The organism is Streptomyces sp. NPDC015144 (assembly GCF_043079735.1).
Taxonomy (GTDB): Bacteria; Actinomycetota; Actinomycetes; order Streptomycetales; family Streptomycetaceae; genus Streptomyces.
The window spans coordinates 1-19,575 of sequence record NZ_JBIBUU010000038.1 but is presented as its reverse complement, the minus strand read 5'-3'; the positions used below and the strand labels follow the sequence as shown (position 1 = coordinate 19,575).

The 19,575-nt window shown below is 69.3% G+C and carries 19 protein-coding genes and 2 pseudogenes; 11 read left to right on the top strand and 10 right to left on the bottom strand.

Going from position 1 to position 19,575, the window contains the following annotated elements:
* Positions 1 to 88 precede the first annotated feature (88 nt).
* Both ACF08W_RS34550 and ACF08W_RS34545 read right to left on the bottom strand, forming a co-directional pair.
* Positions 89 to 811, bottom strand: coding sequence for a class I SAM-dependent methyltransferase (locus tag ACF08W_RS34550; protein WP_385212197.1), 723 nt, complete (start codon positions 809 to 811; stop codon positions 89 to 91).
* Between the two features lie 87 nt (positions 812 to 898).
* Positions 899 to 1,861, bottom strand: coding sequence for a GlxA family transcriptional regulator (locus tag ACF08W_RS34545; protein ID WP_392281713.1), 963 nt, complete (start codon positions 1,859 to 1,861; stop codon positions 899 to 901).
* Positions 1,862 to 1,962: 101 nt separating this feature from the next.
* On the opposite strand from ACF08W_RS34545, the gene ACF08W_RS34540 reads away from it, so the two are divergent.
* A complete protein-coding gene (locus tag ACF08W_RS34540) occupies positions 1,963 to 2,613 on the top strand; it encodes an HD domain-containing protein (protein ID WP_392281712.1) in 651 nt (216 codons plus the stop codon).
* A 104-nt stretch (positions 2,614 to 2,717) separates the two neighbouring features.
* Here the strand turns inward: ACF08W_RS34540 and ACF08W_RS34535 are convergent, their stop codons facing one another.
* A complete protein-coding gene (locus tag ACF08W_RS34535) occupies positions 2,718 to 3,569 on the bottom strand; it encodes an MHYT domain-containing protein (protein WP_392281711.1) in 852 nt (283 codons plus the stop codon).
* Positions 3,570 to 3,837: 268 nt separating this feature from the next.
* Between ACF08W_RS34535 and ACF08W_RS34530 the strand changes: the two genes are divergently transcribed.
* Together ACF08W_RS34530 and ACF08W_RS34525 are read left to right on the top strand one after the other, a co-directional pair.
* Positions 3,838 to 4,572 (top strand): dienelactone hydrolase family protein, encoded by a 735-nt coding sequence (locus tag ACF08W_RS34530; protein WP_392281710.1) that lies wholly within the window; start codon positions 3,838 to 3,840, stop codon positions 4,570 to 4,572.
* 79 nt (positions 4,573 to 4,651) lie between these two features.
* The gene (locus ACF08W_RS34525; protein WP_392281709.1) at positions 4,652 to 5,044 is read left to right on the top strand and encodes a glyoxalase/bleomycin resistance/extradiol dioxygenase family protein; all 393 of its coding nucleotides are present in this window, start codon (positions 4,652 to 4,654) and stop codon (positions 5,042 to 5,044) included.
* Between the two features lie 16 nt (positions 5,045 to 5,060).
* Here the strand turns inward: ACF08W_RS34525 and ACF08W_RS34520 are convergent, their stop codons facing one another.
* Positions 5,061 to 6,044 (bottom strand): LuxR family transcriptional regulator, encoded by a 984-nt coding sequence (locus ACF08W_RS34520; RefSeq protein WP_385212671.1) that lies wholly within the window; start codon positions 6,042 to 6,044, stop codon positions 5,061 to 5,063.
* A gap of 157 nt (positions 6,045 to 6,201) precedes the next feature.
* On the opposite strand from ACF08W_RS34520, the gene ACF08W_RS34515 reads away from it, so the two are divergent.
* Complete coding sequence (locus tag ACF08W_RS34515) at positions 6,202 to 7,680, top strand: aminopeptidase P family protein (protein ID WP_392281708.1); 1,479 nt, start codon at positions 6,202 to 6,204, stop codon at positions 7,678 to 7,680.
* 66 nt (positions 7,681 to 7,746) lie between these two features.
* Here ACF08W_RS34515 and ACF08W_RS34510 read toward each other — a convergent pair whose 3' ends face one another.
* A complete protein-coding gene (locus ACF08W_RS34510; protein ID WP_392281707.1) occupies positions 7,747 to 8,487 on the bottom strand; it encodes an SDR family NAD(P)-dependent oxidoreductase in 741 nt (246 codons plus the stop codon).
* A 131-nt stretch (positions 8,488 to 8,618) separates the two neighbouring features.
* On the opposite strand from ACF08W_RS34510, the gene ACF08W_RS34505 reads away from it, so the two are divergent.
* On the top strand, positions 8,619 to 8,978 hold the full coding sequence (locus ACF08W_RS34505) for a VOC family protein (protein ID WP_352281135.1): 360 nt from the start codon (positions 8,619 to 8,621) through the stop codon (positions 8,976 to 8,978).
* A gap of 442 nt (positions 8,979 to 9,420) precedes the next feature.
* A complete protein-coding gene (locus tag ACF08W_RS34500) occupies positions 9,421 to 9,903 on the top strand; it encodes a DUF402 domain-containing protein (protein ID WP_392281706.1) in 483 nt (160 codons plus the stop codon).
* 139 nt (positions 9,904 to 10,042) lie between these two features.
* On the opposite strand, the gene ACF08W_RS34495 is transcribed toward ACF08W_RS34500, so the two are convergent.
* Positions 10,043 to 11,263: a hypothetical protein gene (locus ACF08W_RS34495; RefSeq protein WP_392281705.1), complete on the bottom strand. Its 1,221-nt coding sequence runs from the start codon at positions 11,261 to 11,263 to the stop codon at positions 10,043 to 10,045.
* Positions 11,264 to 11,669: 406 nt separating this feature from the next.
* Here ACF08W_RS34495 and ACF08W_RS34490 point away from each other — a divergent pair, with 406 nt between their 5' ends.
* The gene (locus ACF08W_RS34490) at positions 11,670 to 12,551 is read left to right on the top strand and encodes a hypothetical protein (protein WP_392281704.1); all 882 of its coding nucleotides are present in this window, start codon (positions 11,670 to 11,672) and stop codon (positions 12,549 to 12,551) included.
* Between the two features lie 195 nt (positions 12,552 to 12,746).
* Here the strand turns inward: ACF08W_RS34490 and ACF08W_RS34485 are convergent, their stop codons facing one another.
* Complete coding sequence (locus ACF08W_RS34485) at positions 12,747 to 13,331, bottom strand: TerD family protein (protein ID WP_392281703.1); 585 nt, start codon at positions 13,329 to 13,331, stop codon at positions 12,747 to 12,749.
* A 144-nt stretch (positions 13,332 to 13,475) separates the two neighbouring features.
* On the bottom strand, positions 13,476 to 14,351 hold the full coding sequence (locus tag ACF08W_RS34480) for an aminoglycoside phosphotransferase family protein (protein ID WP_392281715.1): 876 nt from the start codon (positions 14,349 to 14,351) through the stop codon (positions 13,476 to 13,478).
* Positions 14,352 to 14,752: 401 nt separating this feature from the next.
* Here ACF08W_RS34480 and ACF08W_RS34475 point away from each other — a divergent pair, with 401 nt between their 5' ends.
* Positions 14,753 to 15,088, top strand: a complete 336-nt coding sequence (locus ACF08W_RS34475) for a hypothetical protein (protein WP_392281714.1) — start codon at positions 14,753 to 14,755, stop codon at positions 15,086 to 15,088.
* A 235-nt stretch (positions 15,089 to 15,323) separates the two neighbouring features.
* Here the strand turns inward: ACF08W_RS34475 and ACF08W_RS34470 are convergent, their stop codons facing one another.
* Positions 15,324 to 16,115, bottom strand: coding sequence for an SDR family NAD(P)-dependent oxidoreductase (locus ACF08W_RS34470; RefSeq protein WP_392281702.1), 792 nt, complete (start codon positions 16,113 to 16,115; stop codon positions 15,324 to 15,326).
* Between the two features lie 86 nt (positions 16,116 to 16,201).
* Here ACF08W_RS34470 and ACF08W_RS34465 point away from each other — a divergent pair.
* The 3 genes and pseudogenes from ACF08W_RS34465 to ltrA form a co-directional block, all read left to right on the top strand.
* Positions 16,202 to 16,374 (top strand): annotated as a pseudogene (locus ACF08W_RS34465) (IS30 family transposase); the annotation flags it as partial.
* Between the two features lie 68 nt (positions 16,375 to 16,442).
* Positions 16,443 to 16,901 carry a PH domain-containing protein gene (locus tag ACF08W_RS34460; RefSeq protein WP_392281701.1) on the top strand — a complete coding sequence of 153 codons (459 nt, stop codon included), beginning with the start codon at positions 16,443 to 16,445 and terminating at the stop codon, positions 16,899 to 16,901.
* A gap of 701 nt (positions 16,902 to 17,602) precedes the next feature.
* Complete coding sequence (gene ltrA, locus ACF08W_RS34455) at positions 17,603 to 18,865, top strand: group II intron reverse transcriptase/maturase (protein ID WP_385212169.1); 1,263 nt, start codon at positions 17,603 to 17,605, stop codon at positions 18,863 to 18,865.
* Between the two features lie 117 nt (positions 18,866 to 18,982).
* Here ltrA and ACF08W_RS34450 read toward each other — a convergent pair.
* Positions 18,983 to 19,388 (bottom strand): annotated as a pseudogene (locus ACF08W_RS34450) (IS110 family transposase); the annotation flags it as partial.
* Positions 19,389 to 19,575 lie beyond the last annotated feature (187 nt).

Genomic DNA, 19,575 nt, shown 5'->3' with positions numbered 1-19,575 from the left:
CGATACTGGATGTATCGGGGTGACCCCGACAACGCGGCGAGCGTGCGTGCCGGACACCGCACGGCAGGCGGCAGTTTGAAGACAGGTCCTAGGGGCGGCGTGCCACGAACACGAACTCCCGGCCCGGCCGGTCCGGCGCGTCACGCACCTCGTCCACCACATAGCCCTGCGCGGCCAGCGCCTCCCCGATCTCGTCCCGTTCCCGGAACCGCAGCGTCGAGTCCGAGGTCATCACCCGCCCGTCCGCGAACACACAGGTCGAGCGGAACGTCACCAGCGGCAGCGCCACCTCCACCAGGTCCACCCAGCTCTCCACCGGCCCGGTCCCGGCGACCTCCACCACGCTCCACGACCGCTCCCGGGTCCACTCCTCCCAGGCGCGCCGGGCCGGATCACGGGTCTCGAAGACCAGCCGCCCGCCCGGCTCCAGCGCATCGAACGCATGCCGCAGCGTCAGCTCCCAGTCCCGGGGACCGGTGATGGCCTGGGCGACGTTCGCCGTCATCGTCACCAGGTCCGCCCGCACCGGCAGCGGCACCGTCGCGTCCCCGTGGACCCACCGCACCCGCCCGCCGCCCGGCTTGCCCCGCGCTACCTCGAGGGACGCCAGGGCCGGTTCGACACCGGTGACCTCGACACCCCGGTCGGCCAGCAGCAGCGCGAACACGCCCGTCCCGCAGCCGACATCCAGCACCCGCCGCGCCCCGAACTCCCGCACCATGTCCAGATAGGCGTCGAGATCGCTCCGGTCGGGATCGAGCGGATCGTAGAGCGCGGCCAGTACGGGATCCGTGAAGCACTCATCAGCCATGCCACCGAAACTACGCACCTCCGTCCCCTTGCAACCACCGGTTTATTCCCCGTAGTTGCCCCCCCGGGCAGAAGAGGAGGGTGCTGCTCAGAGGTCGGACTGGTCGGTGGTCCCGAAACGCCTGCGGTACTCGGTGGGCGTGATGCCCAGATGCCGGGCGAAGACCCGGCGCAGCGTCTCGTCGCTGCCCAGACCGCTCAGCCGGGCGGCCGAGGTGATGCCGTGACCGTCCAGAAGGAGCTGCCGGGCACGGTCCAGCCGGACCCGCTCGACCCAGCGCGCCGGGGTGGTCCGCAGCTCGGCCCGGAAGAGCCGGGAGAGATGGCGGGTGCTCACGCAGGCGGTGGCGGCCATCGTGGACGGGCTGTGATCGGCGGACGGGTCGGCCAGCACGGCAGCAGTCAGGGAACGCAGCAGATCACCCCGGACCGGCGGTGTGGCCAGAGCGGCGGAGAACTGGGACTGCCCGCCCGGCCGCTGCATGAACACCACCAGCTCACGGGCGATCCCGCGCGCCGCCTCGGGACCGTGGTCCTGCTCCACCAGCGCCAGCGCGAGATCGATCCCGGCACTGATCCCCGCACTGGTGTGGAAACGACCGTCACGGACATGGAGCGCGTCGGCCTCGACCCGCACCCGGGGATGGCGCAGGGCCAACGCCCGGGCATGCCGCCAGTGCGTGGTGGCCCGGCGCCCGTCGAGCAGCCCGAGCCCGGCCAGGACGAACGCCCCCGTGCATACGGACGCCACCCGCCGCGCCCGCCCGGCCAGCACCCCGGCCGCCTCCAGCAACGCCCCGTCCACCCCCTGGCCCGCGAGACGGTCGGCCCCGGCGACCACCAGGGTGTCCAGCTCTCCCGCGTCCCCGGGCGCGGCGGTGGCCGCCAGCACGACCCCGGCGGACGTGGTGACGGGGCCGCCGTGCGGGGAGACCAGGAACGTTCCGTAACCGTGGCCGCGTCGCGCCGCCTGGTCGAAGACCTCCAGCGGACCACTGACGTCGAGCAGGGTCACCGCGTCGAAGACGAGGAACCCGACCCGCCGCGTCATGTCCGGATCCGAGGGGTGCATGGCCGCAGAGACATGGCGCCAGCCTAGACCGCGCGGGACCGTGGAGAGGACCACGGAACACACCCCGAGGGAGACCCGCCATGACCACCCAGACCGCCCGGACGATCGCGGGCGTACGCATCCCCGACAGCACCCTGGCGAAGGAGGCGACCGAGCTGGTGCGCGAGGCCGCCACTCCGCTCCTGTTCGACCACTCGCGCCGCGTGTTCCTCTTCGGAGCCCTGCGCGGTGCCCAGCAGGGACTGGATTTCGACCCGGAGCTGCTCTACATCGGGGCGATGTTCCACGACCTCGGCCTGACCACCCGCTACGCCCGTACCGACCAGCGCTTCGAGATCGACGGCGCGGACGAGGCCCGCCGCTTCCTCCACGCCCACGGCATCACCGGCGAACCGGCCCAGCGGGTGTGGACCGCCATCGCCCTGCACACCACACCCGAGATCCCCCTCCACATGGACCCCGAGATCGCCCTGGTCACCCGTGGCGTCGAACTCGACGTCCTGGGAATCGGCTACCAGGCGGTCACCGACGAGCAGCGCGCCGCCGTGGTCGCCGCCCACCCCCGCCCCGACTTCAAGAACCGTATCCTCGCCGCTTTCACCGACGGCATCAAGGACCGCCCCGACACCACCTTCGGCAACGTCAAGGCCGATGTACTGGCCCACTTCGTCCCCGGCTTCCGCCGAGGCGACTTCGTGGAGGTCATCCGTCACTCCGACTGGCCGGAGTGACTCCGCGGAGGCCGCGCGGGAACCTCGAAGCCGTCGGGCTCCGCCAGGACATGAACACCGCCTCGCCGGTCCAGCGGTGCGATGCCGCCCCCGCCCGCGCTCCTTTACAGGCCGCTGCCCGCCTTCTGCCGCCGGGTCTTCCGCCGGGCGGTGTGCCGCTGGGGCGTGGCGGTGGAGGTGGCGCCGGACGGGCGGGTGCCCGGGGCGCCGTTCCACTCATGACCGAGCATGAGGACGGGGTCGAACATCACGATCGCCGCGGCGATGACGAGGAACACGGCGGGGCCCAGGAGCATGGGTACGAGGAGCTGTGTGCCTGTCATGCCGCCGCTGTGCGAGCCGTGTCCCGCGCCCGGTTCCACGTCGAGTGCGGCCATTCCGGTGTAGTGCATCGCGGCGACCGCGACGCCGAAGATCAGGCTGGCCCGCAGGCTCGCCCGGAACCCGTACGCCGACATCGCCGACCACAGCGCGGCGGTCGAGGCGGCGACCGCGATCACGACGGACAGCACGACCAGAGGCATGGAGTACGTCACCCCGGACCCCACGTGCATCGCCGCCATGCCGAGGTAGTGCATGCCCGCGATGCCCAGGCCCATCAGCACACCGGCCGTCACCAGCGCCGGCCGGCGGGCCCCCAGGTAGCCGACGGTGAAGATGCCGACGCCCACGACGGTGACCGCCACGACCAGGCTCGCCGCGGTCAGCGGGCCGTCGTAGGTGATGGGTGATTCCGCCACGCTGAAGCCGAGCATCGCGATGAAGTGCATCGTCCAGATCCCGACCCCGATCGACGTGGAGCCGAGCGCGAGCCAGCCCGCCTTCGCGCCGCCCCCGCTGTGCATCGACCGGTTCGTGCACCGCAGCCCGAGGGCACCGCCCAGCCATGCCACCAGGAATCCGGCGACCGGGGTCACGAACCCCTGGCTGAATCCGTCGACGGTCGCGGATGCCATCGCTCCGCCCCTCCCTCTTGTCCGAGCCGCACGAACTCCCCTCCGGAACCCGTCCGATGACGATATGCAGCCACAATGGCCGAAAATCCACTACTGGATAACCAAATGATTAAGAATCATCAAGATTGATCTTGAAACGGACTTTCTGTGACATGGCGCACGGACAAAGTGCCCATATGGGTTCGTGGTGTTTCCGGACCGAGACCTGATGAAATGTCACTCCGCGCCGCTCCGGGCGGCCCGACCCATCAGCCTCGGCAGGAGACCCATGCGTACCGAAACACTGCAGATCCCCACCGCGGACGGCACGGCCGACGCCTTCGCCGCCCACCCCGGTGACGGCGGGCGCCATCCCGGTGTGCTGATGTACATGGACGCCTTCGGGATCCGGCCCGTCCTGCGGGAGATGGCCCGCGAACTGGCCGGGCACGGCTACTTCGTCCTCGTCCCCAACGTCTTCTACCGCACCGGCCCGGCACCGGTGGTCCGGCTTCCCGAGCACATCGGGGAGAAGGACCGCGACGAACTCATCAGCCGGCTGATGCCCCTGATCAAGGAGCACACCGCGGAACGCACGCTGAGCGACGCCGACGCCTACCTCGACTTCCTCACCACCCGCCCCGAGGTCGCCCCCGGACCGGTCGGCGTGACCGGCTACTGCTTCGGCGGCCTCCTGGCGATGCGGACCGCCGCGGCCCATCCCGGCCGCGTCGCGGCCGTCGCCGCGTTCCACGCACCCGTGGCCGCCGACGGTCCCGGCCTCTTCACCCCCGTCACCGCCCGGGTCCATCTCGGCCACGCCGAGGGCGACCTGACCCCCCAGGACCTCGACGCGCTCGGCCGGGACCTGGACGCCGCGGGGGTCGACCACACCTCCGAGATCTATCCCGGCACCGTCCACGGCTTCACCATGGCCGACACCGACGCCTACGACGCCGCCGGGCTCCAGCGCCACTGGGACCGCCTGCTGCCCCTCCTCGCCGCCACCCTGACCGACGGCTGACCCCCGAGCGCCTTTCCGCGCCCTCGCGGGGGCGCCGAACGGCCCCCGCGAAACCGGCGGCTCCCGTAGGGTGAGCCCCATGCCCGCCCTCTACCCGCGCGTGCTCACCGACGACTACCCGGCCGCCTTCGCCTTCTACACGGCCGTACTGCCCGCACTGGCCGGACACGTGCCCGCACGCGGCGACGCCGCCTCCGGATACGCCAGCTGGGACACCCCTCGGGGCGATACCGCTTTCGCCGTGATCCGGCGGGACGCGTTCACCACCGCGGTGCCCGGTGCCCCGACGGCCGGCGGTACGGTCCTCGTCCTGCCGGTCGCGGACGCCGCCGCGCTGGACGAGGCCGTCGCCCTGTGCCTCGCGCACGGTGCCCGCACGGTGGCGCCGGCCAGTGATCTGCCGGGATGGGGACTGCGCGCGGCGTATCTCTGCGACCCGGACGGCAACCTGCTGGAGATCCAGACGTACTGACCGTCCCGCCCCCGGTTCACAGCAAGCCCGACCGCTGTGCCTGGAGGGCCAGCTGGAAACGGTTCGCCGCGCCCAGCCGGGCCATCAGAACCTGTAGCCGGCGGAAGAGCGTGCGACGGCTGATGCCCAGTTCCCGGGCGATCACGTCGTCCCCGGCCCCGCCCGCCAGGAGCCACAGCAGCCGCCGGTCGGCGGGCGGCAGGCCGCCCGGGCGGGTGGTGCGCCCGTGCAGCGGCAGGGCCCCGGCCCAGGACTGCTCGAACAGTGCGATCAGCGCGGACAGCAGACCGCACGGCTGCACCACCAGCATCGTGTTGTGTACGTCGGCCTCCCGGATCGACAGCGACACCAGGGCGTACGCCTCGTCGATGATCACGAGTTTGACCGGGACCGACGGCATCACCCGGGCCTGCTCACCGGCGCGGACACACGGCTCGATGACCTCCGCCAGGTGTCCCGGATGCTCCAGCGACTCCCGCGAGTACACGACGCGCTGCGTGATCCCGCGTGCCAGCGTGGCCAGCGCGTCGTCGGTGGTCTCCGGCATCGGGAAGTACGGCGGTGACTCGAACTGCCGGATCTGTTCCCGGGCGCTGGCCCAGGCCTGCCGCATCCGCGGCCCGACCGCCTCACCCGTGACGACCTCCACGAGATCGTCGTTGTACGCGGCCAGCCGGTGGCGCCTGAACGATTCGAACGCGCCCCCGACGGCGATCCGCGACTCCTCGATCTCGGCCGCCCGGTGCCGGGCGAGGATCTCCAGCCCCGCGGCGGGCGGTACCGGGGCCACCACGTCCCCGTCCTTCCCGGCGGCGCTGGCCAGCCCCGCCGCGACCAGCGCACCGTACGCCCCGGCCAGCTCCTCGCCCTCCAGCCCGGCCGCCTCGCCGACCGCGCCCAACGAGGCCGGTGCCAGCTCCAGCAGCGCCAGGTAGACCCGGACCGAGGCGGGCCCGATCCCCAGCATCCGGAGCGCCTCGCCGGGCTCCGCGTTCTCCATCCTCATGCGCCCATTGTCGGCCTCCGCGCACCACGCCGTGGCCGATCCGTGCCAGTGGCACTCCTCGGCTCCACGCACGGGCATTTCCCGGTAGCGTCCGGGAAACCGCCGCCGGACGGCGGACACCCGCCCGCGACCCCCGGGAACCCCGGGGCTCATGGGAATTTCCGGAACTCCAGGAACCCCCGGCATCCCCGGGATACGGACGAGAAGAAAGGTGTACGCCGTGGCGAAAGGCCGCAAGAACGGTCTCTACGCAGGGATCTCCGAGGAACTGTCCGCTCTGATGCGTACCGGCTGGGCGGACACCGAACGGCACGATCTGACCCCCGACGCGCAGGCCCCGCACGCGGCCCGCCGCCGTGCCGCGCTCTCCGCGCGTTTCCCCGGCGAGCGCCTCGTCGTCCCCTCGGGGAACCTCAAGGTCCGCTCCAACGACGACACCTATCCCTTCCGGGCGTACTCGGGCTACGTCCACATGACCGGGGACCAGGCCCGCGACGGCGCGCTCGTCCTCGAACCCCGCGCGGACGGCGGCCACGACGCCTACTGCTACCAGCTGCCGCGCGACGCCCGCGACAACAACGAGTTCTGGACCGGCGCCACGGCCGAACTGTGGATGGGCCGACGCCGCTCCCTGGCCGAGTCGCAGACCGTCCTCGGACTGCCCTGCCGGGACGTGCGCACCGCGGCCGAGGATCTGGCCGCCTCCACCGCCCCGACCAGGATCGTCCGCGGCATCGACCCGGCCCTGGAGGCCGCCGTCACCACCGACGAGGACCGCGACGCCGAGCTGGAGGAGGCGCTCGACGCCCTCCGTCTGGTCAAGGACGACTGGGAGATCGGCGAACTCCGCAAGGCCGTGGACTCCACCGTCCGCGGATTCACCGACGTCATCGGTGAACTCTCCAAGGCGGTCGCCTCCTCCGAGCGGTGGATCGAGGGCACGTTCTTCCGCCGGGCCCGGCTGGAGGGCAACGCCGTCGGCTACGGCACGATCTGCGCCGCGGGCGACCACGCCACGATCATGCACTGGACGGACAACGACGGCCCGGTGCGCCCGGGCGAGCTCCTGCTGCTCGACGCCGGGGTGGAGACGGACACCCTCTACACCGCCGACGTTACCCGCACCCTCCCGATCAGCGGCACCTTCACCCCCGTGCAGCGCGAGGTCTACGACGCGGTGTACGAGGCGCAGGAGGCCGGCATGGCGGCGGTCAAGCCGGGTGCCGCCTACCGCGACTTCCACGAGGCGTCCCAGCGCCACCTGGCGGCCCGGCTGGTCGAGTGGGGCTACATCGAGGGCCCGGCCGACCGCGCGTACGAGCTGGGCCTGCAGCGCCGGTTCACGATGGCGGGCACCGGCCACATGCTCGGCCTGGACGTCCACGACTGCGCGCAGGCCAGGAACGAGGAGTACGTCGAGGGGGTGCTGGAGCCGGGCATGGTGCTCACCGTGGAGCCGGGGCTGTACTTCCAGCCGGACGACCTGACCGTGCCCGAGGAGTGGCGGGGCATCGGCGTCCGGATCGAGGACGACCTCCTTGTCACCGAGGACGGTCACGAGAACCTGTCGGCGGGGCTGCCGAGGTCCGCGGAGGCCGTCGAGGCGTGGATGGCCCGGTTCGCCGGCTGAGGTCCGGGCAGAGAGTACGAGGGGGAGGGCCGCCGGCCCTCCCCCTTCTTCTGCTGCTTCCGTGGGTCAGGCGGTGAAGCCGCCGTCGACATGGAGTTCGGCCCCGGTGATGTAGGCGCCGTCCTCGCCCGCGAGGTGGGCGACGGTGGCCGCGATCTCGGTGGTCCGGGCGTAGCGGCCCACCGAGGTCAGGCCCGCGATCGCCTGGGCGTTCGGCCCGTCGGCGGGATTGGCGTCGGTGTCGGTGGGGCCGGGGTGCACCAGGTTCACGGTGATTCCGCACGGGCCCAGTTCCCGGGCCAGCCCCCGGGTCATCCCCGCCAGGGCGGTCTTGCTCATCGAGTACAGCGCCAGCCCCGGGAAGGGGGCGCGGTCGGCGACGTTGCTGCCGATGCTGATGATGCGCCCGCCCGGACCCATGTGGCGGGCGGCGGCCTGGGCCGCGGTGAACGGGGCCCGGACGTTCACCGCCAGGGTGCGGTCGATCTCCGCCGCTCCCCAGTCCGCCAGGGGTCCGACGAGGAAGACCGCGGCGTTGTTGACCAGGATGTCGAGCCTGCCGAACGCCGCGACCGCCTCCTCCACCGCGGCGGCCGGCGCCCCGGGCCGGGCGCTGTCGGAGCGCAGGGCCAGGCCCCGGCGCCCCGCGGCCCTGATCCGTCCGGCCACGGCGTCGGCGCGTTCCGCGTTGTTCTCGTAGGTCAGGACGGTGTCGGCGCCCTCTTCGGCCAGACGCAGCGCGACGGCGGCGCCGATGCCCCGGCTTCCGCCGGTGACCAGGGCAACTTTTCCTTCAAGTCGTGTCATGCCATGGAGCTTCGCGGGCGCCGGGGCCGGGCGCTGGCGGGAATCCGACCCGGTGTTCGGCCCGTAGTCTTCGCTACCGGCCGTAGAAGTTCACCGACCGCCCTGGAGGTGCCGTGCCCGTCCCCACGAGGATGAAGTTGACCGCCGTCACGTTCGACTGCCCCGACCCGCTGGCCCTGGCGGCCTTCTACCGGCGGGCCACCGGCTTCGAGCCGCACCCGGCGTCGGACGCCGACTTCGCGGGCCTGACCCGAGGGGACGGACTCTTCATCGGCTTCCAGCGGGTCGACGACTACCGATCCCCGCAGTGGCCCGGCCAGACCGTCCCCCAGCAGATGCACCTCTGCTTCGACGTCGACGATCTCGACGCGGCTGAGGCGGAACTGCTCGAACTCGGCGCGGGCAGACCGGACCACCAGCCGCACGACGCCACCCGGGCACGGGTCCTCACCGATCCGGCCGGCCACCCCTTCTGCATCTGCCAGGGCTGAGAAGCCGCACTGGACGCCGTGCCGGGTGCCGGACGTCGGATGCTGGACGGCGGTCTCCCCGGACGGCGGAACCTCTCGGTCGGGCCGCGGACCCGGCATGTCCGCCGTGGTCGGCAACACCGTCTGCTTCGTACGCCCCGACCCCCTCGCGCTGCGGCCGCTGAACCTTGCCCGGCCAACCGCCGTCCGGCACCACACCATGCCCACGTGCGCCGCACCTGCTCGGCGGTGCGGGGGAGGGGCCGACCGGTACCCTGCGCCGATGGAATCAGAACCCGGAACCCGGGGTCGGCCGAAGCGTTTCGGCGCGGGAACGACCGTTGTCCGGCGTGATGTCCACCGGTCCGGGCGAGTGTGGAGCGAGCATGCCCTGAGGGTCCTGTCCGACTCCGGCGAGGCTCTGGTCACGGCTTGTGCCCCTGGCGCCCAGGTCCGTCGGCCCGTGCCGCGTTCCGTTGCCCGCGCGGGCCACGGCCACGCATCCCACACCGGGGCGCTGGACGCTTTGGTGGAGGGGGAGCGGGCACTCGTTCCCGGGGTCTGGCGGGACACGGAGCTGCTGCTGTGGAAGCCGCCGACGGCGTGGTTCAGCATCAACGCCTTCTTCACCGCGGCCGGCCTGCGGAACTGGTACGTCAACTTCGAGCACCCCGCCCGCCGCACCGACGACGGGTTCGACACCTTCGACCTTGCCGTCGACCTTGTCATCGACCCCGATCTGACCACCCTCACCTGGAAGGACGAGGACGAGTACGCCCACGTCCGCCGCCTGGGCATCGTCACCGACGCCGAACACCGCTGCGTGGAACTCGCCCGCTCCCAGGCTCTCGCACTGATCGAGGACCGGGCCGGGCCGTTCGCACAGGCGGACCGGTGGAGCGCCTGGCGCTGGGATCCGGTCTGGGCGGTTCCGGGATTGTCATGAGCTACATCATCCGGTGGAACCACCCTGCCGACGACCGGCAGCTCCAGCAAGTCGTCGGCAGGGTGAACGTTGCGTGATGCGGCTGGCCGGACCAACGAGAAACCTGGGGGCGGGAGTTGGTCCGTGGGGGAGGTAGTCGTTACTCGGCGTCGGGCTTGACGAGGTCGGGCAGTTTGGCTTCGAAGAGCTTGTCGAAGGTGAGGGCGGGCAGGATGTGCCCCTGGTTCGGTGCTTGGTTGGCTATGTCCGCGCCCCACCTGGACGTGTTGTAGCGCTGGGTGGGTGTGCCGTGGTGGCCGGAGCTGGTGAAGCTGCAGTCGCCGACCTGGTAGAAGGATTTCTCGGCCTTCAGGACGCGGGCGGCGTTCAGTGACTCGCCGCGTGAGTGGGTCAGGTAGTACGTGCCGAAGGCGTCCGCCATGAGTTCGGTGCGGCGGGTGGCTTCCGGGCCGGTGAGGTCGCTCTCGAAGAGGTTCTTCTGGTACTGGACGTGGTGGCCGAACTCGTGGCCCAGGATGCCGCGTGGCGCGATGTCGCCCAGGTTGACCTTGGTCATGCCCTGCAGGATGCCGTCGCCCATGATGATGCGGTCCGTGACGCCGAGTGGCTGCGGGTCGTCCTTCTCGCTGTAGGCGAAGGCGTTGAAGGTGAAGATCGGGTTGGCGCCGCCCCGCAGGATCGGTTCGGAGTCGACCAGTTCGATGAGCATGTCGGCCAGATCGAGGTTTTCCTGCGGTGTGCCGCCGTAGAGCACGGACAGGGTGCGCGAGAGCCGGTCGGGGCTGGCGAAGACGTCCGCGCCGTGCATGGGGATCAGTTCGATGCGTGCGGAGTCGATGTCCCAGAACCTCTTGAGGTTCTTCATCTCGGAGTTGAGCTGCCGGGTGTACTCGCCGTTGACACCGAACGTGTTCGACGGTGATTCCTTGCCGTAGATCAGCGCGTCGTAGGTGGGCATGTCGAACCCGCCGAAGAGCGAGAGGATGAAGATGTTCCACGGGTCCTGGGCGCCGTCCAGGAGGGCGTTGGCGTACTGCGACAGTTCGGTCGTCGCGCACTGGTAGTCGCCCGGGTCGATCGCGCTGTCGCGGATCTCCTGCCACTGTCCGTCCTGCAGGCCGTACTTGGCCTTCGCGGCGTGGAGGCGGGCCTCCCAGTCGGCGGGCAGTTTCGCCAGGATCCGGTCGACGACGGCCTGGTGCTGCGGGTCCATGGAGGAGAGGTCCAGAGTGGCCCGCGGCGACTGTTCCGCCGTGGCCGTGACGCCGGTCGTGTCAGCCGCGTGCGCGGGGAGCGTCATGCCAAAGCCACAGGTCGCGGCGATGACCAGACTCGCTGCCACGGACAGGGTCTTCTTCACGAGGTCTCCTTTCGGGGGCGCCCGGGACGAGGCGCCCGAGGGCGACGCCCAGTCTGCGGGTCCGGCCACCGGATCAAGAACAGCCGGTCACTGTCCGAAACCGGCATGTCTGGAACCTGACAACCTCGCCCGGACGGCTCCCACGGTCAAACCGCCCGGGCCGGGACCCCGCGGTCCCGGGCCTGCGTACCGTCTCCCCCCGTCCACCCGGCGGTCCTCACCGGCACGGTCGGAAAGGGGGCCGGCGCCGTACCGGCCAGGTGTCGGGCGGCGCCGATGCTGGGCGGGTGTGCATCAACTGCCGTTCGTGTAGGGCCTGTTGACGGCTCTCGCTCGACGCTGCTGTAATCCATTCGCCTTTGGGAACAGCGTTCTGCACCGCAGAACAGAGGGAGGGTGGGGTCGGATGAAGCTCGGCAGGATCACGGCGGTCACGGCGGTCGCGGCCGCGATGCTTGTCGGGAGCGCGGCATCTCCCGCCGCGGCCGCGGCGGACTGGACGCGAACCGCGCATTATGAACGATGGACCGGGTTCAACGCGCTGGAACGCGGACAGGGCGTGGCGACGGACGGAACGTACTTCTATTACGCCGGACCCGGCGGGATGGTGAAGGCCGCCGTCGCGAACGACTCCGAGACCGCCTCGTCACCAACCCCCATCCCCTGGGACATGTACACGACGTACGGCAGCGACCACATAGGCGACGTGGAGTACTACGGCGGTTACGTGATCGCCCCGATCGAGGACGGCAGGAACGGCTACCAGCACCCGCTGCTGGCGCTCTACGACGCCGGCAGCCTCGGCTACACCGGCCGCTACGTGCAGCTGCCCCTGGACCGGATGCCGGGCGGGGTGCCGTGGGTCGCGGTGGACGCGGCGGCCGGACTCGTCTACACCTCGCCCTGGGACCATGATGCCGCCCGGGGCACGGACGTCCTGGTCGCCTACCGCCTCGAGGATCTGCTGAACCTGCCGGCCGGCTCGGTGCTCCCCGTGGCGCGGACGGTGAAACTCTCGCAGCCGCTGAGCCGGATCCAGGGCGCCGCGATGTGGCAGGGCAGGCTCTACGCCTCCGTCGACGACAAGGCGAAGTCCGTCTACTCCATCGACACCGGCTCCGGCCAGGTCGCCTACGAGTTCCACCAGGACGTGGAGTCCGGGGACGAGGTCGAGGGCATCGCTGCCTGGGACTTCGGCCCCTCGGGCGGTCAACTGCACATCGTGAACGTCGGATCCGGCTGGAAGTCGATCTTCCTCTACCTCCAGCACTACACCCGCAACGGCTGAACCACCCGGCCCCGAACCCCATAGCCGCCCGGCCGTCGCCACGCGCCCGGCCGGGCGGCCCGCACCTACCTCAGCCGCCCGGTCGTCGCCGCCCTCGAACTGCTCACCGGATGCGGCATGGACCCGCCTGACTGTCCACTGGACCGGTAAGGGGTAGGGGTGCGGGGCGGGCAAGTCAGGCCCCCTATGTGGGGGTTACTTGGTGGTGGCGAAGCGCATGAGTGCGTGTTCGTTGCCTTGTTTGATCTTGCCTGTCGTGTTGATGACTTCGAGTTTCCAGGTGTTGTCGGTGCGGATGGCTTTGGCTACGGCGCAGCCGTTGTCCTGGGTGAGGAGGCTGGGCCAGATGTCGGCGACTTGTTCGGAGCTTCCCCCGGTTGCGTCGTACACCTTGAAGCTGATGTTGCGTGCTTTCTGGAAGGAGCTTCCCTTTTTGTAGGCGGCGGCGATGAAGACGATCGAGGTGATGTGGGTTGGCAGCCGGGCGAATTCGACCGTGACTGTCTCGTCGTCACCGTCGCCGTGTCCGGTCTGGTTGTCGCCGCTGTGGACGAGGGATCCGTTGCCCATGGGGTCGAGGGAGTCGAGTCCTGCCAGGCGTACCGGGTCGCCGTCCTGCATGGCGATGGCGATCAGGTCGAGGTCGGTGCCGGACTTGCGGCGGAGCATCCCCATCATTCCGCCGCTGCTGCCGGCGGTCGGGTCCCAGGACACCCCGATGGACAGGTGGGTCACCCCGTCCAGGTCGGCCGGTCCGTCTTCCTTCTTGAGCGTAATCATGGGTTAAATCATCCTCTGGGCCAGGAACGTCTGACACACCGAGTGTGCCTTGCGTCCTCCCGGTCCACGGCGCCCGGGGATCACGGGGGCAGGCCCGCGGGTGGCGGGGGCGGGTGAGTGGTTGGTCGAGTGCGGGTTTGTGGGCTATCGGGTCAGGGTGAGTAGTTCGTCGAGTGCTGGTCCCTCGTTACCGCTGTGGGTGAGGTGGGCGATGGCGGCGAAGGGGGCGATGACCTGGCTCCAGGCGTGGAGCCGGTCGTTGTCGAGGCCGCACGCCGCTGCGATGCGTGTGCAGCGGGTGCTGATGCCTTCGAGTCCGGCGCCTGCTACGACGAGGTCGACGGCGTCGTAGCAGGGGTCACCGGTGCAGGCTTTGGGGTCGATGGCCATGAGGCCGTGTTGGCCGCCGTCGAGGGCGTTGCCCGGGTGGAGGTCGCCGTGGAGCAGCACCGTTGTCGTCTGTGTGTCCAGTAGCCGTTCGCATCGCTGGGTGGCCCTGTTCCATGCGGTGGTGTCGATGCGTGTGCTGATCGCGGGCTCGGAGAGGCGTCTGCCGACCCGGGTGAAGGCTTCGTGGCATCGTTCGCGCAGTGTGCGTACGGGTGTGGGCGGGGAAGGCACGTTGTGCAGGGCGGTGAGGAGTTCGGCCCATGCTTTCGTGAGCGCGGCGGCGGGCATGTTCTGTGCCGGTGTCCCGGGCGTGATCTCTTCCAGCAGCATCGCGCCTGCCTCCTCGTCGAGGGCGAGTACGGACGGCACGCGGCCCGAGGGGGCGAACCACTCCAGCATCCGGGCCTGTTCGGCCAGGAGGGCGCGTTCCGGAGTGATCTTCAGTACTGCGGGTGTGCCGTCGGGCCGGCGGCAGCGCAGTGTGAGTGACGAGGCGCCGTCCGGCAGGGGCCCGCCGAGGACGAGTCCCCACCGGGACGCCAGCTCCGCGAGGACGCCCGGTGCGTCGGCGCACCATTGGGTGGCCCGAGGGCCGAACCGGCACACCAGCCGCGCGGTGACGTTCTGCATGTCCACCGGTAGTCGTTCCATCCGGTGCAGTGTGCCCTGCGCCCGGCCACGTGTCACCAGATTCCGGGACCTGGTGACACGGGAAATGGGATCCCGGGGCGCGGGGTTGGGGGAGCTGGTGGCGCGTGGGCGCCCGGGCGGTTGACGTGATTGGTCTGTACCAGATGTGGTGTAGGTCTTGCCGGGGTGTCGTGGTCGTGGGCAGGATCTGAGTGCGACCGGGCAGGCGATCACCTGTTACCCGTTGTCGTGGGCGTGGTGTCTGCGTTGTCCGTGGTACCCCATGAGACTTCGCCTGTGGAAGCCGGACCGGTCCGGTTCTGTTCTGTTCCGTGCTCCATCCGTGTATGCGCCCTTTTTCCGTCGTGTGTTGTCATCGGACGAAGGAGTTTCCCGTGTTCATGAAGTCCCTTTCCCGTAAGCGCGCCACCAGCGCGGCTGTGGCCTTCGCCGCGACCGCGGCCGCGACCGCGGCGGGTTTGGTGTTGGCGGTGGCGCCCGCTGCACAGGCGGTGCCTGGTGACTGCACCGTGTCGTCCGGGAGCGGCTCTCTTTCGAGTTTCTGTGCCAGTGGTACGGGGCTGCACCGGATCCATGCGGTGCTCAATCCGCTCGATCCCAGACTCCCGCAGCGCGTGGTCCTGGGTGAGTGGGCGCCGGTTGGTCAGTCGTCGGTGGTTTCGAATCCTTGGGGTGCGGGGTATGTCGCGAATGTCTGGGTGGATCGCACCGACTGACGCCCCAGTCCCTTCCTGACCCGCTCCGCCCGGTTCCTGATGGGCCGTGCCTGTTTCTGACGTGCCATGTCGGTTCCTGGTGTGGGGTGGGGGCGGGCCGGCCCGCGGCCCTCGTGGGCCGGTCCGTGGGCCGGTCCCGTGGTGCTGTGGGTCGGCTGGTGGGGTTGGCTCTGTGGTGCTGGGGTTGGTTGGTGGGTTGGGTTGTTGTTGTGTGGTGTGTGGGTGGGGGTGTTGTTTATGTGGCGAGGATGCCGCCGTCGACTGCGATGTGGCTGCCGGTGGCGAAGGAGGCGTGGTCGCTGAGTAGCCAGAGGGCTGCGTGGGCTATTTCGTGTGGTTCGGCCATGCGTTTTTGGATCTGGCGGGTGATGAATGTTTCTTCGAGGGTGGGGTCGTTCTCGATGGCGGTGTTGATCATTTCGGTGCGGGTGGTGCCTACGATCAGGGAGTTGACTCGGATGTTGTGGTTGCCGTATTCGGCGGCTGTGGCTTTGGTGAGGCCGAGTACGGCGTGTTTGGCGGCGATGTAGGGGGAGGGGGCGCCGGTGGCGATGAGTCCTGCCGAGCTGGCGGTGTTCACGATTGCTCCGTGTCCGCGTGTGAGCATGGCGGGGATCTGGTGGCGCAGGCAGTTCCATGTCCCGCGTACGTTGATGTCCATGATGTGGTCGAAGTCTTCTTCGGGGAGTTCGTGGGTCCGGCCGAAGACGGAGCCGGCGTAACCGGCGTTGTTGAAGGCGCCGTCGAGGCCGCCGAAGTGCTCGAGGGCGGTGGTGACGGCGCGTTCGACGTCGTGGGCCCGTGTCACGTCGCCGGTGCTGTGGGTGGCCCGGCCGCCGGTTGCCGTGATCTCCCGGGCCAGGGTTTCCAGCCGGTCCTCGCGGCGGGCCATGAGGACGACGGCCGCGCCCTCGGAGGCGAACAGCCGGGCTGCGGCCTCGCCGATGCCGCTGGATGCTCCGGTGATCATCACGGTGCGGCCGGTCAGCAGGCCGGTGTTCTGTATGGGGGATGTCCGTTCGTTCATGTACGCGAGTAAACCCGAAGCGGCCGGCCGCCATACGCGCTTTTCCCGGACCGATGCCCCGGACCGATGCCCCGGACCGAGAGCCGCGGGTTCTGGGGCGGTCGGCGTCCACGGTCAGGCGGGGATCGACGCCCGGGCGGTCGGCGGCGTCTACCGGCCCTAACGGGCCCGGCGGGCCTGGGTCGGGAGCCGGTCACGGCCCAGAGCCTCCGAACTCGCCGCGGACGGTCCGCTGCGTCGGTACGTTGAGGGCAAGCTGCGCGGCGGACACACGGCCGGGGGGTGCCCCTATGTCTTTGGTCAAGCTGTGTGGCTCACAATGCGGGCATGGATGACCAGGGTGGGGACTCGGTGTCGGTGTGGCGGGTGGGTGGGACGGCTCGCGTGGCGGGCTATGCCGTCCCGGCCGTTGTCGGGGTGAAAGCGTTCTTCGGCTGGGCGGGTTGGGTTTCCTCTCCGGAAGCCGAGACGGCCCGGACGGCCGGGCTGTGGTCGGGGCTGGCCGTCGGCGTCGCGTTGTTCTTCTGGTGGGCGATCCTCAGGGTCCGGCTTGAGGTCGGCCCTGACGGGATCGTGGCGGTCAACCCGTGGGGGACCCACCGCCTGGCGCTGGACGAGGTGGCCTCGGTGCGGCTTGGTGCGTGGGGCGCGGAGTTCTGTCACGGAGACGGTTTCAAGACCACGGCCTATGCGCTGAGCGAGCTGGCCGCGGGAACCTCACAAGACCGGCGCTTCGCGGAGCTGCAGGCTGTCCTGGAGGCGAACCCCGATTCCTCACTGCGGTGACGCCTGACAGAGACGGCGATCAGGAACTGGCCGGCCGCGGTTCGTAGAAGGTTCCGTCGCGGAGCATCGCGAACAGGACGTCGGCCGGGCGTCTGGCCAGGCGGAGCAGGGCCTGGGTGTTTGTGTCCTGAACGCGGAAAGAGATCTGTTTGTAGGGCAATCCCTGGAAGCGATGCTGTGCGAGAGATGAAGGTATGGCCCTTCGGAGTCACCCTGCGGGGGGAGGCTTCAAACCGCCTAATGCTGCGTTGGCTGAAGACCGTCGTGGTGAGCGATGAGGAAAAGGCATCCAAGAGGTGTCAGGTGGGGACTGGGAAGACGAGTGCAAACGAATCACTGCTGACGTGTCGTAAGACCTTCAGATGGCATCGAAACCGGGGCGTATGCCCAGCTCCGGGATAAGTCTGGCGGGTGCCCGTTTATTGGCCAGATGGTGTCCGGCATGCAGGTGACGTGAGCCCAGTCTGCTGCTCTCGCATGGAACAGGAGAAGGCAGGTCCCGACACTGTCCGCCTTTCTGGGTGGGCGAGAGGGAGAGCCCCAAGCGGCCGAAACCGTGAGGGGTTGAGTACCGAGGCGGGATGTGCCGGCGGACCGGTTCGTAGTAGTGGTGAAGCGCCTGTAACGGGGGTGGAGCGAAGGGGCCGGGTCGTTCGTGACTGAGTGTGTCGTATCAACCGGAGCTGTCCGGGAGGAGTCCGATGGACCAGTTGAAGTCCCCAGCCAAACCGTTCGATATCTCGAAGTGGGAAGTCAAGGAGGCGTGGGAGGAAGTCAGAGCAAACAAGGGCGCGCACGGAGTGGATGGACAGAGCGTCGACGAATTTGAGAAGGATCTGAGGAACAACCTCTATAAGGTCTGGAACCGAATGTCATCGGGCTCATACTTTCCTCCCCCCGTGCGTGCGGTGGAGATTCCAAAGCCTCATGGTGGTGGCATGAGAATGCTCGGCATTCCAGCTGTTGCCGACCGTGTTGCTCAGACTGTGGTGGCTCGGCATCTGATGCGAAGGGTGGAGCCTATTTTCCACCAAGATTCCTTTGGATACCGGCCCGGGCGGTCTGCGCTGAACGCGGTGGAACGTTGCAGGGAACGCTGTCGGAAACGGGACTGGGTGGTGGAGTTTGACATCGCCAAGTTCTTCGACAGCGTGCCCTGGGACCTCCTTGTCAAGGCGGTGGAAGCTCACACTGACGCCGTTTGGGCGAAGTTGTATGTGGAGCGGTGGCTTGCTGCACCGCTCAAGATGCCCGACGGTTCCCTGATGGACCGCGAGTGCGGGACTCCCCAAGGGGCTCCCGTATCGCCGGTCCTGGCGAACCTGTTCCTGCACTATGCGTTCGATCTCTGGATGGACCGGGAGTTCCCCACCGTCTGGTTCGAACGGTATGCGGACGACGCGGTGCTGCACTGCGTCTCGGAGCGACAGGCCGTGAAGGTGCTGTCCGCTCTGGAGAACAGGATGGCTGAGGTCGGATTGCGGCTGCATCCGGACAAGACCCGGATCGTGTACTGCAAGGACGGGAAGCGTCGGGGCTCCTTCGGAGCCACGGCTTTCACCTTCCTCGGGTTCACGTTTCGGGCCAGGTGCAGTCAGGATCGCAACGGCAAGCTCTTCTTGTCGTTCGACCCTGGCATCAGCAAGGACGCTCTGAAGAAGATCAGTGGCGAGGTGCGGTCCTGGCACCTGCATACGCGTTCGGATCTGTCCTTCACCGACCTCGCCCGCAGGATCAATCCTGTGGTGGCGGGGTGGATCAACTACTACGGCCGTTTCAGGCCCAGCGAGTTGGCCCGTTTCTGGAAGCGCATCAACGCCTACTTGGTGCGTTGGATCCGACAGAAGTACGAACGGCTCGCGCCGCTGCGGAAGGCCCTTGCGAAGCTGCGAGAGATCGCTCAGCGATATCCCCGCATGTTCGCGCACTGGCGCTGCACGACGGTGGCCGCATCAGGTTGGTGATCAGAACGGCAAGAGCCGTGTAACGGGAGACTGTTACGCACGGATCTGTGAGAGCCGAGGGGTGAGACCCCCCTCGGCTACTCGGCGGTGCTTGCCCTGGGCGATCTTCTTGTCTTAGTAGGCCCGGGACGTCGGATCGCCCAGGGCGGCGAATGCGGAGAGGAAGAGGGCTCGTTTGAGCTGTTTGTTTCCTCTCCTGGAGGGTTGCTCGCCTCGGATGGAGGAGCCCGAGCTCCGGGTTGCCGGGGCGAGTCCGGCGTAGGCGGCGAGGTGGCCGGCGGTCGGGAAGGTGCTGCCGTCGCCGGCCTCGATCAGGATCCTGGCTCCGGTCCTGATGCCGACGCCCGGCATCGACGTCAGGACCTTGGAAAGAGGGTGGACTCCAGCAGTTCCTCGATCCGCCCGGCCGGTAGCTTGCGCTGGTCGAGCACGGCCGTCAGCGAGGCGGCCGGGCTCGGGACGATTAGCGTGGCCGCCTCGGTCCCGGAACGGTGACGGTCTGCTCGGCCAGGGCGGCGAAGATCAGATGCCCGGCGTGCCCGGCGTGCCCGCGGCCCCGGTGTCCCGGTGTCCTGGGGCCGGGTGGCGGGGTGTCCGGGGGGTGGGGGTTTCGGCGGCGGGGTTTTGGTGGGGTGGTGGTGTTCTGGGTGTCAGGTGGTGCTCACTGCCTCGAGGACGGACAGCATGGTCGGTGTCGGCGCGATGCGTCG

Coding starts and splice junctions, on each gene's coding strand:
- ACF08W_RS34550 (WP_385212197.1), bottom strand. CDS start 811: ATGGCTGATGAGTGCTTCACGGATCCCGTACTGGCCGCGCTCTACGAT.
- ACF08W_RS34545 (WP_392281713.1), bottom strand. CDS start 1,861: ATGACGCGGCGGGTCGGGTTCCTCGTCTTCGACGCGGTGACCCTGCTC.
- ACF08W_RS34540 (WP_392281712.1), top strand. CDS start 1,963: ATGACCACCCAGACCGCCCGGACGATCGCGGGCGTACGCATCCCCGAC.
- ACF08W_RS34535 (WP_392281711.1), bottom strand. CDS start 3,569: ATGGCATCCGCGACCGTCGACGGATTCAGCCAGGGGTTCGTGACCCCG.
- ACF08W_RS34530 (WP_392281710.1), top strand. CDS start 3,838: ATGCGTACCGAAACACTGCAGATCCCCACCGCGGACGGCACGGCCGAC.
- ACF08W_RS34525 (WP_392281709.1), top strand. CDS start 4,652: ATGCCCGCCCTCTACCCGCGCGTGCTCACCGACGACTACCCGGCCGCC.
- ACF08W_RS34520 (WP_385212671.1), bottom strand. CDS start 6,044: ATGGAGAACGCGGAGCCCGGCGAGGCGCTCCGGATGCTGGGGATCGGG.
- ACF08W_RS34515 (WP_392281708.1), top strand. CDS start 6,202: ATGGGAATTTCCGGAACTCCAGGAACCCCCGGCATCCCCGGGATACGG.
- ACF08W_RS34510 (WP_392281707.1), bottom strand. CDS start 8,487: ATGACACGACTTGAAGGAAAAGTTGCCCTGGTCACCGGCGGAAGCCGG.
- ACF08W_RS34505 (WP_352281135.1), top strand. CDS start 8,619: ATGAAGTTGACCGCCGTCACGTTCGACTGCCCCGACCCGCTGGCCCTG.
- ACF08W_RS34490 (WP_392281704.1), top strand. CDS start 11,670: ATGAAGCTCGGCAGGATCACGGCGGTCACGGCGGTCGCGGCCGCGATG.
- ACF08W_RS34485 (WP_392281703.1), bottom strand. CDS start 13,331: ATGATTACGCTCAAGAAGGAAGACGGACCGGCCGACCTGGACGGGGTG.
- ACF08W_RS34480 (WP_392281715.1), bottom strand. CDS start 14,351: ATGCAGAACGTCACCGCGCGGCTGGTGTGCCGGTTCGGCCCTCGGGCC.
- ACF08W_RS34475 (WP_392281714.1), top strand. CDS start 14,753: ATGAAGTCCCTTTCCCGTAAGCGCGCCACCAGCGCGGCTGTGGCCTTC.
- ACF08W_RS34470 (WP_392281702.1), bottom strand. CDS start 16,115: ATGAACGAACGGACATCCCCCATACAGAACACCGGCCTGCTGACCGGC.
- ACF08W_RS34460 (WP_392281701.1), top strand. CDS start 16,443: ATGGATGACCAGGGTGGGGACTCGGTGTCGGTGTGGCGGGTGGGTGGG.
- ltrA (WP_385212169.1), top strand. CDS start 17,603: ATGGACCAGTTGAAGTCCCCAGCCAAACCGTTCGATATCTCGAAGTGG.